Raw genomic sequence first — 13,336 nt, forward strand, 5'->3', positions numbered from 1 at the left:
AGATCACAGCCTGCATAGGCGGCGATCTTTTAACGGCGGTTCGCCCAGCGCTGGCGCAACCACTCAAGGTCTTCGGGGCGAGTGACTTTGATGTTGTCGGATCGACCTTCGATCAAACGGGGTGCCATACCTGCCCACTCCATCGCCGAGGCTTCATCGGTGATGACAGCATCCGCCACCAGGCTATCCGCCAACGCCCGATGCAATGCTCCAAGGCGAAACATCTGCGGTGTATAAGCCTGCCAGATCACACTGCGATCCACCGTTTCCAGCACACGCCCGTGCTTGTCGACCCGTTTGAGGGTGTCGCGCGCAGGCACCGCCAATAGGCCGCCCACCGGGTCGTCAGCCAATTCACTGAGCAATTTATCAAGATCATCGCGCGCCAGATTCGGTCGCGCGGCATCGTGAACCAACACCCAATCCTCATCGTCAGCGCCCTGGGCATGCAGATGCAGCAAGGCGTTGAGCACTGATCCGGAACGCTCGGCGCCGCCTTCAACCCGCTGAATACGCGGATCGGCAGCACAGGCCAGATTCGGCCAGTAAGGATCGTCGATGGCAAGACTGACCACCAACCCCTTCAGGGCAGGATGATCGAGGAAACAGCCAAGGCTGTGTTCGAGAATAGTGCGCCCGCCCAGTTGCAAGTATTGCTTGGGACGGTCCGCGGCCATACGGGCACCGACGCCCGCGGCAGGAATCACGGCCCAGAAGGCCGGTAACGACTCAATCATTGGGCCAACTGGTAAAGGGTTTCACCATCCTTGACCATGCCCAACTCATGGCGAGCCCGTTCTTCAACGGTCTCCATGCCCTTTTTCAACTCACTGACTTCGGCGTCCATCACCCGATTGCGCTCCAACAACGCCTCGTTCTCGGCGTGTTGATCCGCAATCTGCTGCTTCAGCTCGGCCACTTGCGCCAGACTGCCATTACCCACCCACAGGCGATACTGCAGGCCGGCCAGCAGCAAGAGCAAGACGAGGAACAACCAATTGGGACTGCGCATCGAATATCAGGTATCCAGTGAAAAAAGACAGCCATGCCAAACTTTGAAGCTTCTGATAGCACGAAGCCTGGAAGAACCAGGCTTGTGCTCTTAAGGCATCAGATTAGTGGCAAATCCGTCGCTGTCGCGATTTTTCCGACACAATCCGGTGTCTTTTTATCGTTTACCACTCAGCCGCGGAATTCGCTACGGCCGTTGTACTTGGCTTTGCCATTCAACTGCTCTTCGATACGCAGCAGTTGGTTGTACTTGGAAACGCGGTCGGAACGGCACAGCGAACCGGTCTTGATCTGGCCAGCCGAGGTGCCCACGGCCAGGTCGGCAATGGTCGAATCTTCGGTTTCGCCGGAGCGGTGCGAGATCACGGCGGTGTAACCAGCGGCCTTGGCCATCTGGATGGCTTCCAGGGTTTCGGTCAGGGTGCCGATCTGGTTGAACTTGATCAGGATCGAGTTGGCGATCTTTTTGTCGATGCCTTCTTTCAGGATCTTGGTGTTGGTCACGAACAGGTCGTCGCCTACCAGCTGAGTCTTCTCGCCAATCTTGTCGGTGAGGATTTTCCAGCCAGCCCAGTCGGACTCGTCCAGACCGTCTTCGATGGAGATGATCGGGTAACGCTCGGTCAGACCTTTCAGGTAGTCGGCGAAACCTTCAGCAGTGAACACCTGGCCTTCGCCGGACAGGTTGTACTTGCCATCTTCATAGAATTCGCTGGCCGCGCAGTCCAGGGCCAGGGTCACGTCGGTGCCCAGCTTGTAACCGGCGTTGGCCACGGCTTCGGAGATCACTTTCAAAGCGTCTTCGTTGGAGGCCAGGTTCGGCGCGAAACCACCTTCGTCACCAACGGCAGTGCTCAGGCCACGGGCCTTCAGAACGGCTTTGAGGTGATGGAAAATCTCGGTGCCCATGCGCAGACCTTCCGAGAAAGACTTGGCGCCAACCGGCTGAACCATGAATTCCTGGATGTCGACGTTGTTATCGGCGTGCTCGCCACCGTTGATGATGTTCATCATCGGAACCGGCATCGAGTAAACACCCGGGGTACCGTTCAGGTTGGCAATGTGAGCGTACAGCGGCAGGTCCTGGTCCTGTGCTGCTGCCTTGGCCGCGGCCAGGGAAACGGCGAGGATCGCGTTGGCGCCCAGGGTCGCTTTGTTCTCAGTGCCATCGAGCTTGATCATCGCGTGATCCAGCGCTTTCTGGTCGCTTGGGTCTTTGCCCAGCAACAGGTCGCGGATCGGACCGTTGATGTTGGCTACGGCCTTGAGCACGCCTTTACCCAGATAACGGCTCTTGTCGCCATCACGCAGCTCGAGCGCTTCACGCGAGCCAGTGGAAGCACCGGATGGCGCGCATGCGCTGCCGATGATGCCGTTATCGAGAAGCACGTCTGCTTCCACAGTGGGATTGCCACGGGAGTCGAGAACTTCACGACCTTTGATGTCGACGATTTTTGCCATTGTTGTAAACACTCCAAAGTTGACGAAAACGACGCAGCTGAAGGAAATCTTTTATCGTCGGCAAGTGACAGACAGCGGGCAGGCTTGCGGACGATAAGGCTCAAGCCCGAGGGCCTGAGCATTTAAACCGTGCGGTACTTTACCGGAGAATTGAGGTTTACGCGGTTTCTACCGTCGGAAAACTCTTCACCAGTTCGTCCAGTGCTTTGAGCTGGGCCAGGAATGGCTCCAGTTTGTCCAGACGCAGGGCGCAAGGGCCGTCGCATTTGGCGTTGTCCGGGTCCGGGTGGGCTTCGAGGAACAGCCCGGCCAGCGACTGGCTCATGCCGGCCTTGGCCAGGTCAGTGACCTGGGCACGACGACCACCGGCGGAATCGGAGCGACCGCCGGGCATTTGCAGCGCGTGGGTCACGTCGAAGAACACCGGGTATTCGAACTGCTTCATGATGCCGAAGCCGAGCATGTCGACCACGAGATTGTTGTAGCCGAAGCTCGAACCACGCTCGCAGAGAATCAACTGATCGTTACCGGCTTCCACGCATTTGTTCAGGATGTGTTTCATTTCCTGGGGCGCGAGGAACTGGGCTTTCTTGATGTTGATCACCGCGCCGGTCTTGGCCATCGCGACCACGAGATCGGTCTGGCGCGACAGGAAGGCCGGCAACTGGATGATGTCGCAGACTTCAGCGACGACCGCGGCCTGATCAGGCTCGTGGACGTCGGTGATGATCGGTACGCCAAAGGCTTGCTTGATGTCCTGGAAAATCCGCATGCCCTCTTCCAGCCCGGGGCCACGATAAGAGGTCACAGAAGAACGGTTCGCCTTGTCGAAACTGGCCTTGAACACGTAAGGGATACCGAGTTTTTCGGTGACCTTTACGTACTCTTCGCAGACCTGCATCGCCATGTCACGGCTTTCCAGCACGTTCATGCCACCGAACAGCACCATTGGCTTGTCGTTGGCAATCTCGATATCGCCTACGCGGATGATCTTCTGCGCCATCAGGATTACGCCTTCTTCTGGTGTTGAGCCAAAGCGGCTTTAACGAAACCGCTGAACAACGGGTGACCGTCGCGTGGCGTCGAGGTGAACTCTGGGTGGAACTGGCAAGCGACGAACCATGGGTGATCCGGTGCTTCAACCACTTCAACCAGCGCGCCATCACCGGAACGACCGGAGATTTTCAGGCCGGCCTCGATGATTTGCGGCAGCAGGTTGTTGTTCACTTCGTAGCGATGACGGTGACGCTCGACGATCACATCCTTGGCGTAGCAATCGTGCACCAGGGAACCTGGCTCAAGCAGGCAGTCCTGAGCGCCAAGGCGCATGGTGCCGCCCAGGTCGGACGATTCGGTACGGATTTCGACGGCGCCGGTGGCATCTTCCCACTCGGTGATCAGACCGACCACCGGGTGACCGCTGGTGCGATCGAACTCAGTGGAGTTGGCATCTTTCCAGCCCATGACGTTACGAGCGAACTCGATAACGGCCACTTGCATGCCCAGGCAGATACCCAGGTATGGAACCTTGTTTTCGCGAGCGTATTGAACGGCAGTGATCTTGCCTTCAACACCACGCAGACCGAAGCCGCCCGGTACCAGAATCGCGTCGACGCCTTCCAGCAGCGCGGTGCCCTGGTTTTCGATGTCTTCGGAATCGATGTAGCGCAGGTTGACCTTGGTGCGGTTGCTGATGCCGGCGTGACTCATCGCCTCGATCAGCGACTTGTAGGCGTCCAGCAGTTCCATATACTTGCCAACCATGGCGATGGTGACTTCGTGTTCCGGGTTCAGCTTGGCATCAACCACCGCTTCCCACTCGGACAGATCGGCGCTGTCGCATTGCAGGCCGAAACGCTCGACGACGAAATCATCCAGGCCCTGGGAGTGCAGAATGCCCGGGATCTTGTAGATGGTGTCGGCGTCTTCCAGCGCAATCACCGCACGCTCTTCAACGTTGGTGAACTGCGCGATCTTGCGACGCGAAGAAATGTCGATCGGGTGATCGGAGCGGCACACCAGCACGTCAGGCTGCAGGCCAATGGAACGCAGTTCCTTGACCGAGTGCTGGGTTGGCTTGGTTTTGGTTTCGCCGGCAGTGGCGATGTACGGCACCAGTGTCAGGTGCATCAGCATCGCGCGCTTGGCGCCGACTTCGAAACGCAATTGACGGATCGCTTCGAGGAACGGTTGCGACTCGATGTCACCCACGGTGCCACCGATTTCGACCATGGCCACGTCGGCATCGCCGGCGCCCTTGATGATCCGGCGCTTGATTTCGTCGGTGATGTGCGGGATCACCTGAATGGTTGCGCCCAGGTAATCACCACGGCGCTCTTTGCGCAGGACGTGTTCGTAGACACGGCCAGTGGTGAAGTTGTTGTTCTGGGTCATGGTCGTGCGGATGAACCGCTCGTAGTGGCCCAGGTCCAGGTCGGTCTCGGCGCCGTCGTGGGTGACGAACACTTCACCGTGCTGGAACGGGCTCATGGTGCCCGGGTCAACGTTGATGTACGGGTCCAGCTTCAGCATGGTGACCTTAAGTCCCCGCGCCTCCAGGATGGCCGCCAATGAAGCCGAGGCAATGCCTTTCCCCAATGAAGAAACAACACCGCCCGTGACGAATATGTAGCGCGTCATGAAAAACCCTAGAAGTCTGCGTTAAAGCGGTCCGAGCCGCCGGGGAAAGCGAAGGAAGGCCGAAGCCCCCGATCACCTGCATTAATCACAGTGCACCTTTCAAAAAAACCGCCGCGTTGGGACAGACCGGAAGATGAAACACCGGTAGGTTGCTCGCTACACATTTTTTGGAATCGCCCAGCAAAGACTGCTTGGTAATCGGCAACTCCTGCGATTCAGGCGAATCCACAGAAGTTGTATCAAGAAGGGAGCGTAGTCTACCGGAAAGCCCCTTTCAGCTCAAACCTTGATCTTCGATCGGCGGCTGCCAATGCAAATACCAGCCACTGCGCTCACTGCCATTCAGCCCCCGCAGGTTCGCCACCGCCAGCAATTGCTGGCCCCTGTAGACCAGCGGCAATCTGCCACGGGCGAAGCCCGGCACACCGCTTTCGTTGAGCAAACGCTTCAAGTCACGGTGACCGCGATCGGGCAAACTCATGACTTCGCCGCCCTCACGATAGCGGATCTGCAACGGGCCATCGGGGATCTGGCCGGTGAGTGTGAGCACGCCATTATCCGGTAACGCCAGCAATACCGCGGGGTCAGCCCAGGACACCGGGGATGGCGGAGTGCGCAACCATCCACCTGACAACCACCAGAGACGCCCACCAGCGCGATGCAGTTCGCCCGCCGCCAATCGCCAGACCGGACGTGCGTCGCCAGTCGCATCGCGCAAATCCTGCCAACCCGACCAATGGTCACTGTCCGGCAAAGACGTCAGCGGTTTGAGCCAATGACTCAGCGCATTGCGCTGGCGTGCATCAGATAGCTTTTCCAGGGGCGCCAGCTCCAGCGACGGCAACCCCAGCCAATCGAAATCACTGTCGGTGCCGGCCTGGGCCAGATCAATTTGCGCCAGATCGTCGAGCAACCCCTGCGCCTCACTCAGATGCGCAGCGCTGCGAGCCATGGTCGCCACTGCTTGCGGCCAGCGCGCGGTCAACACGGGGAACACCTGATGACGCAGGTAATTGCGCGAGAACTGCGGGTCCTGATTCGACGGATCTTCGATCCAGTTCAGCTGATATTCAGTGGCGTAGGCCTCAAGCTCGGCGCGAGTGACATCAAGCAGTGGTCGCAGCAGATGCCCACGCCCCAAAGGACGCTCACTCGGCATCCCCGACAAACCTCTCACCCCTGCCCCGCGCATCAGCCGAAACAACAGGGTTTCCGCTTGATCGTCACGGTGCTGACCTGTGAGCAGTACTTCACCGGCGTGAGTCGCCGCGATGAAGGCGCCGTAACGCGCATCCCGCGCCGCACGCTCGAGGCTCGCGCCGCGCTCAACCTGAACACGCACAACCTCCAGCGGTACACCCAACGCATCACAGACCGACTGACAATGTTCCGGCCACGCATCAGCCGCAGCCTGCAGGCCGTGGTGGACGTGAATGGCGGTCAACGCCGGCAAGGATTCGGTTTTTGCGAGGTGTGCGAGAAGGTGCAGCAGGACGGTGGAATCGAGACCACCGGAGAAGGCGATGCGCCAGGTTGTGGCGTTACGCCACGGAACCAGCCCATGGAGAAGCCTGGCTGGCAGATCAATCGTCTTAGGGCTCATAGACGTCAGTCGCTTCACATAGACCCATTGTGGGAGCGAGCCTGCTCGCGAAGGCTGCTTAACATTCAACATATTTGTTGATTGTTATACCGCAATCGCGAGCAGACGAACGTCGCCCGGCTCTTCCCACAAGGCTATAGCGCGATCAGATCAGAGACCGTAGCTCATCAGACGCTCGTAACGACGGGCCAGCAGCGCGTCGTTGTCGAACTTCTTCAACATCGCCAGTTGCGAGCTCAGCTCGGCGCGGATCGAGGCAGCGGCAGCCGCCGGATCACGATGAGCACCGCCCAACGGCTCGCCGATCACTTTATCGACGATGCCCAGGCCCTTCAGACGCTCGGCAGTGATGCCCATCGCTTCAGCGGCATCCGGGGCTTTCTCGGAAGTTTTCCACAGAATCGAGGCGCAACCTTCCGGCGAAATCACCGCGTAGGTCGAATATTGCAGCATGTTCAGCTGATCGCAGACGCCAATCGCCAGCGCACCACCAGAACCACCCTCACCGATCACGGTGGCGATGATTGGGGTTTTCAGGCGAGCCATGACGCGCAGGTTCCAGGCAATCGCTTCGCTCTGGTTGCGCTCTTCGGCGTCGATGCCAGGGTAAGCGCCCGGGGTGTCGATGAAGGTGAGGATCGGCATTTTGAAACGCTCGGCCATTTCCATCAGGCGGCACGCCTTGCGGTAGCCCTCAGGGCGCGGCATGCCGAAGTTGCGGCGAACCTTCTCGCGCACTTCGCGACCTTTCTGGTGACCGATAACCATCACCGGTTGGTCGTCCAGACGGGCAACACCGCCAACGATGGCAGCGTCGTCGGAGAAGTGACGGTCGCCGTGCAACTCATCGAACTCGGTGAAGATGTGTTCGATGTAGTCCAGGGTGTACGGACGTTTCGGGTGACGCGCCAGACGCGCGATCTGCCAGCTGGTCAGCTTGCCGAAGATGTCTTCGGTCAGCGTGCTGCTCTTGTCCTGTAGGCGGGAGATCTCATCGCCGATATTCAGCGAATTGTCATTACCGACCAAGCGCAACTCTTCGATCTTGGCTTGCAGGTCGGCGATCGGCTGTTCGAAATCTAGAAAATTCGGGTTCATAGGCGTCCGTCTAGGGTCGCGTCCAAGAGAGCTTGGGCCGGCCGGTTGTCTATTCGCGCCCTACCTTAAGGGACAGGCGCGTTCAGGTCGAGATTAAAAATTCGGGTCGGGATCAGGCGCGTTCCCATGGTAAGGAATGGCGCCTGACCGTCAACGGTATTGGAGGAAGACGTTGTCTCGCCCGAACTGGTCACGCAGGGCTTGAATCAAGGCATCCGCCGGGTCGATCCGCCAGGTCTCGCCAAACTGCAACAAGGCCTTCGCATCGGGGCTGGTGTAGTCCATGGTGATCGGGCACGCACCGCGATGACGCTTCAACAACTCGCCCAACCAGCGTAGCTGATCGCCCTTGAGATCCTTTGCATGCAACTTCAGGCGCAGGCTTTCGGCCAGGTTGGTGCGCGCATCTTCCATGCTCATCACCCGCTTGACCCGCAACCGCAGGCCACCGGAGAAGTCGTCGTTGCTGACTTCGCCTTCGACCACCACCATCGCATCGGTCTGCAACAACGACTGTGCGGAATGGAACGCATCGGCGAACAACGAGGCTTCGATCCGCCCGGAGCGGTCGTCGAGGGTGATGAAGCCCATCTTGTCGCCCTTTTTGTTCTTCATCACTCGCAGGGCGATGATCATGCCCGCGACCGTTTGCGTGTCGCGAGCCGGCTTCAGGTCGATGATGCGCTGACGGGCGAAGCGACGGATCTCGCCCTCGTATTCGTCGATCGGGTGGCCGGTGAGGTACAGGCCCAAGGTATCTTTCTCGCCTTTCAGGCGTTCCTTGAGGGTCAGCTCCTTGGCCTTGCGGTGATTGGCGTAGACGTCGGCGTCTTCTTCAACGAACAGACCGCCAAACAGATCGGCATGCCCACTGTCGTGGGTACGAGCGGTTTGTTCGGCAGCCTTGATCGCCTCTTCCATGGCCGTCAACAACACCGCGCGGTTGCGGTCGATGTTGGCCTGATAGGCTTTCTGCTCATCGTGGAAATACGGGCCAAGGCGGTCCAGGGCACCACTGCGGATCAAGCCGTCGAGGGTGCGTTTGTTGATACGCTTGAGGTCGACCCGCGCGCAAAAATCGAACAGGTCCTTGAACGGCCCGTCTTGCCGCGCCTCGGTAATCGCTTCGACCGGGCCTTCGCCCACGCCCTTGATCGCGCCCAGACCGTAAATGATGCGGCCTTCGTCGTTCACCGTGAACTTGAACTCCGAGGTGTTCACGTCTGGCGCGTCGAGGCGCAGCTTCATGGTCCGCACTTCTTCGATCAAGGTCACGACCTTGTCGGTGTTGTGCATATCCGCCGACAGTACCGCGGCCATGAACGGCGCCGGATAGTGGGCTTTCAGCCACGCGGTCTGGTACGACACCAGGCCGTAGGCAGCGGAGTGGGATTTGTTGAAACCGTAACCGGCGAATTTTTCTACCAGGTCGAAAATGTTACCGGCAAGGTCAGCGTCGATATTGTTGGTGGCGCAACCTTCAATGAAACCGCCGCGCTGCTTGGCCATTTCTTCGGGTTTTTTCTTACCCATGGCTCGACGCAGCATGTCCGCGCCGCCGAGGGTGTAACCGGCCATGACCTGGGCAATCTGCATCACCTGTTCCTGATACAGGATGATGCCGTAAGTCGGCGCCAATACCGGCTTGAGGCCGTCGTACTGGTAGTCCGAGTGCGGGTACGCGAGTTCGGCGCGACCGTGCTTACGGTTGATGAAGTCGTCCACCATGCCCGATTGCAGCGGGCCCGGACGGAACAGGGCCACCAGTGCGATCAAGTCTTCCAGGCAGTCGGGCTTGAGCTTTTTGATCAGCTCTTTCATGCCGCGTGACTCGAGCTGGAACACCGCGGTGGTTTCGGCTTTTTGCAGCAGCGTGTAAGTCGGTTTGTCGTCCAGCGGGATGAACGCGATGTCCAGCGGCGGTTCGTTGACCTTGGCGCGGTCGCGGTTGATGGTTTTCAGCGCCCAGTCGATGATCGTCAGGGTCCGAAGTCCCAGGAAGTCGAACTTCACCAGACCGGCAGCCTCAACGTCATCCTTGTCGAACTGGGTTACCAGACCGTCGCCCGCTTCGTCGCAATAGATCGGCGAGAAGTCGGTCAGCTTGGTCGGCGCAATCACCACGCCACCGGCGTGTTTACCGACGTTACGCACAACGCCTTCGAGCTTGCGCGCCATTTCCCAGATTTCCGCGGCTTCTTCATCGACCTTGATGAAGTCGCGCAGGATTTCTTCCTGTTCGTAGGCTTTTTCCAGGGTCATGCCGACTTCGAACGGAATCATCTTCGACAGACGATCCGCCAGTCCGTAGGACTTGCCCTGCACCCGCGCCACGTCACGGACCACAGCCTTGGCCGCCATGGAACCGAAGGTGATGATCTGGCTTACCGCGTTACGGCCGTATTTCTCGGCCACGTAATCGATCACGCGGTCGCGACCGTCCATGCAGAAGTCGACGTCGAAGTCGGGCATGGAAACCCGTTCCGGGTTAAGGAAACGTTCGAACAGCAGGTCATATTCCAGCGGGTCAAGGTCAGTGATCTTCTGCACGTAGGCCACCAGCGACCCGGCACCCGACCCACGGCCAGGCCCCACCGGTACGCCGTTGTTCTTGGCCCACTGGATAAAGTCCATCACGATCAGGAAGTAACCGGGGAAGCCCATCTGGATGATGATATCCAGCTCGAAATTCAGCCGGTCGACATAGACTTGGCGCTTGGCTTCGTAGTCTTCGGTGGTGTCCTTGGGCAGCAGAACGCTGAGGCGTTCTTCCAGACCGTCGAAGGAAACCTTGCGGAAATATTCGTCGATGGTCATGCCATCGGGAATCGGGAAGTTGGGCAGGAAGTGCTTGCCCAGCTTCACTTCGATGTTGCAGCGCTTGGCGATCTCGACTGTGTTCTCCAGCGCCTCAGGCAGGTCGCTGAACAGCTCGGCCATTTCCTCGGCGCTTTTGAGGTATTGCTGATCGCTGTAATTCTTCGAACGCCGCGGATCGTCGAGGGCGCGGCCTTCACCGATGCAAACGCGGGTTTCGTGGGCTTCGAAGTCTTCCTGCTTGATGAAGCGCACGTCGTTGGTCGCCACCAGCGGCGCGCCGATTTTCTCGGCCAGGGCCACGGCGCCGTGCAGTTGTTCTTCGTCGTTGGGGCGGTTGGTGCGCTGGACTTCCAGATAGAAACGATCCGGGAACACCGCCATCCACTCGCGAGCCAGGGTTTCGGCTTCGTCCGGGTTGCCGCCGAGCATCGCCAGGCCGATTTCGCCCTCTTTCGCCGCCGACAGCATGATCAAGCCTTCGCTGGCTTCGGCCACCCACTCGCGCTCGATGATGATCGAACCATTGCGCTGGCCGTCGATGAAACCACGGGAGATCAGTTCGGTGAGGTTGCGATAACCTGTGGCGTTCATCGCCAGCAGGCTGATCCGGCTCAAGGGGTTGTCCGGATCCTTGTTCGACAGCCACAGGTCGGCGCCACAAATCGGCTTGATCCCGGCGCCCATGGCGGCTTTATAGAATTTGACCAGGGAACACATGTTGTTCTGGTCAGTGACCGCCACGGCAGGCATGTTCATGCCGACCAGGGTCTTGACCAGCGGTTTGATCCGCACCAGACCGTCGACCAGGGAATATTCAGTGTGCAGGCGTAGATGAACGAATGAAGCCGGCATAGTGATCCTGTCTAGAAACTAGAAACGTGAAGACAACAAGGCCCGGATTGTACCGGGCCTTGAGTAAAACATCAGCCTGCGACTAACCCTCGATCAGGTTTTCCCGCGCTTCATACGCCAGGCGTACCGGGGCGAACGAGCGGCGGTGAATCGGTGTCGGCCCCAGACGCGTCAGCGCCTCCAGATGAACGGGCGTCGGGTAGCCTTTGTGGCCACCGATGCCGTAACCCGGGTAAATCAGTTCGAACGCCGCCATTTCACGATCACGGCTGACCTTGGCCAGAATTGACGCCGCAGCGATGGCCGGCACTTTGCTGTCGCCTTGCACCACCGCTTCGGCGCGCATCGAGAGTTTCGGGCAACGGTTGCCGTCGATCATCGCCAGCTTCGGCTGAATGTGCAGGCCCTCGACCGCGCGCTGCATGGCCAGCATGGTGGCATGAAGGATGTTCAACTCGTCAATTTCTTCGACTTCGGCGCGAGCAATGCACCAGCTCAGGGCTTTTTCGCAGATTTCGTCGTAGAGTTTTTCGCGGCGGGCTTCGGTGAGTTTCTTCGAATCGTTGAGGCCGAGAATCGGCCGGCTCGGATCAAGGATCACCGCGGCGGTCACCACGGCACCGCACAGCGGGCCGCGACCGACTTCATCGACACCTGCCACCAGATCTTCAACTTCATCGACCAGCATAAAATCCAGGCCCAGCTGCTTGCTTGCTTTGCTCATTATGCTCTGCCAATCAGGTTCAGTACCGCGTCCGCTGCCTGATTGGAGGCGTCCAGTCGCAGGGTTCGGTGGATTTCGTCAAAGCCTCGGGTCTGCTCCTCGCCACCTTCGATCAGCGGCGACAGAGTCTGGGCCAGGGCTTCGACTGTCGCATCGTCCTGCAACAACTCTGGCACCAGCAGGCGCTGGGCCAGCAAATTCGGCAACGAGACGTAGGGACTCTTCACCATCCGTTTGAGAATCCAGAACGTCAGCGGTGCCAGGCGATAAGCGACCACCATCGGCCGCTTGTACAGCAATGCTTCCAGGGTCGCGGTGCCCGAAGCGATCAACACCGCGTCGCACGCCGCCAGCGCCAGATGGGATTTGCCGTCGAGCAAGGTCAGCGGCAGATCGCGACCAGCCAGCAACTCTTCCAACTGGGCCCGACGCTCCGGACTGGCGCACGGCATGACGAATCGCACGCCCGGACGCATGGCCCGCAGGCGCTGGGCGGTGTCGAGGAACAACGCACCGAGGCGCCCGACTTCACCGCCACGACTACCCGGCATCAGGGCAACCAACGGCCCTTCCGGCAAACCGAGTTCGGCCCGCGCGGCGGTGCGATCGGCCTCAAGCGGGATCGCATCGGCCAGGGAATGCCCGACAAACCGTACCGGCACGCCCTTCTCTTCATAAAATTTAGCTTCGAACGGGAACAGCGTCAGCATCAGGTCGCAACCTTCGCGAATCTTCAGCACCCGCTTCTGTCGCCAGGCCCAGACCGACGGGCTGACGTAATGCACGGTCTTGATCCCGGCCTGACGCAGCTTGAGTTCGATATTGAGGTTGAAGTCCGGGGCATCGATACCGATGAACACGTCCGGCTTCGCGGCGATCAGGTCCGCAACCAGTTTCTTGCGACGGGCCAACAGCTCGCGCAAACGGCCCAGCACTTCCACCAGCCCCATGACAGAAAGGCGTTCCATCGGGAAATACGAGGTCAGGCCTTCGGCCTGCATCAGCGGACCGCCGACACCAATGAACTCGACCGCCGGATGCTGTGCCTTGAGCGCACGCATGAGACCCGCACCCAGAATGTCACCGGAAGCTTCACCCGCCACCAGCGCAATACGCAGATTGGCCAT

General features: G+C 59.4%; 10 protein-coding genes. All 10 read right to left on the minus strand.

What is annotated here, in order from left to right; all coding sequences use genetic code 11:
* Positions 1 to 29: 29 nt before the first annotated feature.
* The 10 genes from ispD to lpxB all read right to left on the minus strand — a co-directional run bounded on the left by ispD (position 30) and on the right by lpxB (position 13,336).
* A complete protein-coding gene (gene ispD, locus PGR6_RS22890; RefSeq protein WP_019581012.1) occupies positions 30 to 737 on the minus strand; it encodes a 2-C-methyl-D-erythritol 4-phosphate cytidylyltransferase in 708 nt (235 codons plus the stop codon).
* The gene (gene ftsB / locus PGR6_RS22895; RefSeq protein ID WP_007907178.1) at positions 734 to 1,012 is read right to left on the minus strand and encodes a cell division protein FtsB; all 279 of its coding nucleotides are present in this window, start codon (positions 1,010 to 1,012) and stop codon (positions 734 to 736) included. The genes ispD and ftsB overlap by 4 nt, the downstream gene beginning before the upstream one ends.
* Positions 1,013 to 1,182: 170 nt before the next feature.
* The gene (gene eno, locus PGR6_RS22900; protein WP_007940523.1) at positions 1,183 to 2,472 is read right to left on the minus strand and encodes a phosphopyruvate hydratase; all 1,290 of its coding nucleotides are present in this window, start codon (positions 2,470 to 2,472) and stop codon (positions 1,183 to 1,185) included.
* A gap of 157 nt (positions 2,473 to 2,629) precedes the next feature.
* Positions 2,630 to 3,475, minus strand: coding sequence for a 3-deoxy-8-phosphooctulonate synthase (gene kdsA / locus PGR6_RS22905; RefSeq protein WP_015093773.1), 846 nt, complete (start codon positions 3,473 to 3,475; stop codon positions 2,630 to 2,632).
* A gap of 5 nt (positions 3,476 to 3,480) precedes the next feature.
* Complete coding sequence (locus PGR6_RS22910; RefSeq protein ID WP_026286489.1) at positions 3,481 to 5,112, minus strand: CTP synthase; 1,632 nt, start codon at positions 5,110 to 5,112, stop codon at positions 3,481 to 3,483.
* Positions 5,113 to 5,386: 274 nt separating this feature from the next.
* Positions 5,387 to 6,715: a tRNA lysidine(34) synthetase TilS gene (gene tilS / locus PGR6_RS22915; protein WP_064620043.1), complete on the minus strand. Its 1,329-nt coding sequence runs from the start codon at positions 6,713 to 6,715 to the stop codon at positions 5,387 to 5,389.
* A 150-nt stretch (positions 6,716 to 6,865) separates the two neighbouring features.
* Positions 6,866 to 7,813 (minus strand): acetyl-CoA carboxylase carboxyltransferase subunit alpha, encoded by a 948-nt coding sequence (locus PGR6_RS22920; RefSeq protein WP_018927007.1) that lies wholly within the window; start codon positions 7,811 to 7,813, stop codon positions 6,866 to 6,868.
* 150 nt (positions 7,814 to 7,963) lie between these two features.
* Positions 7,964 to 11,485 (minus strand): DNA polymerase III subunit alpha, encoded by a 3,522-nt coding sequence (gene dnaE / locus PGR6_RS22925; RefSeq protein ID WP_018927008.1) that lies wholly within the window; start codon positions 11,483 to 11,485, stop codon positions 7,964 to 7,966.
* An 82-nt stretch (positions 11,486 to 11,567) separates the two neighbouring features.
* Complete coding sequence (gene rnhB, locus PGR6_RS22930) at positions 11,568 to 12,209, minus strand: ribonuclease HII (protein WP_018927009.1); 642 nt, start codon at positions 12,207 to 12,209, stop codon at positions 11,568 to 11,570.
* Positions 12,209 to 13,336: a lipid-A-disaccharide synthase gene (gene lpxB, locus PGR6_RS22935; protein ID WP_064620046.1), complete on the minus strand. Its 1,128-nt coding sequence runs from the start codon at positions 13,334 to 13,336 to the stop codon at positions 12,209 to 12,211. Before lpxB ends, rnhB begins: the two co-directional genes overlap by 1 nt.

The sequence above is a fragment of the Pseudomonas sp. GR 6-02 genome, assembly GCF_001655615.1.
Lineage (GTDB): Bacteria > Pseudomonadota > Gammaproteobacteria > Pseudomonadales > Pseudomonadaceae > Aquipseudomonas.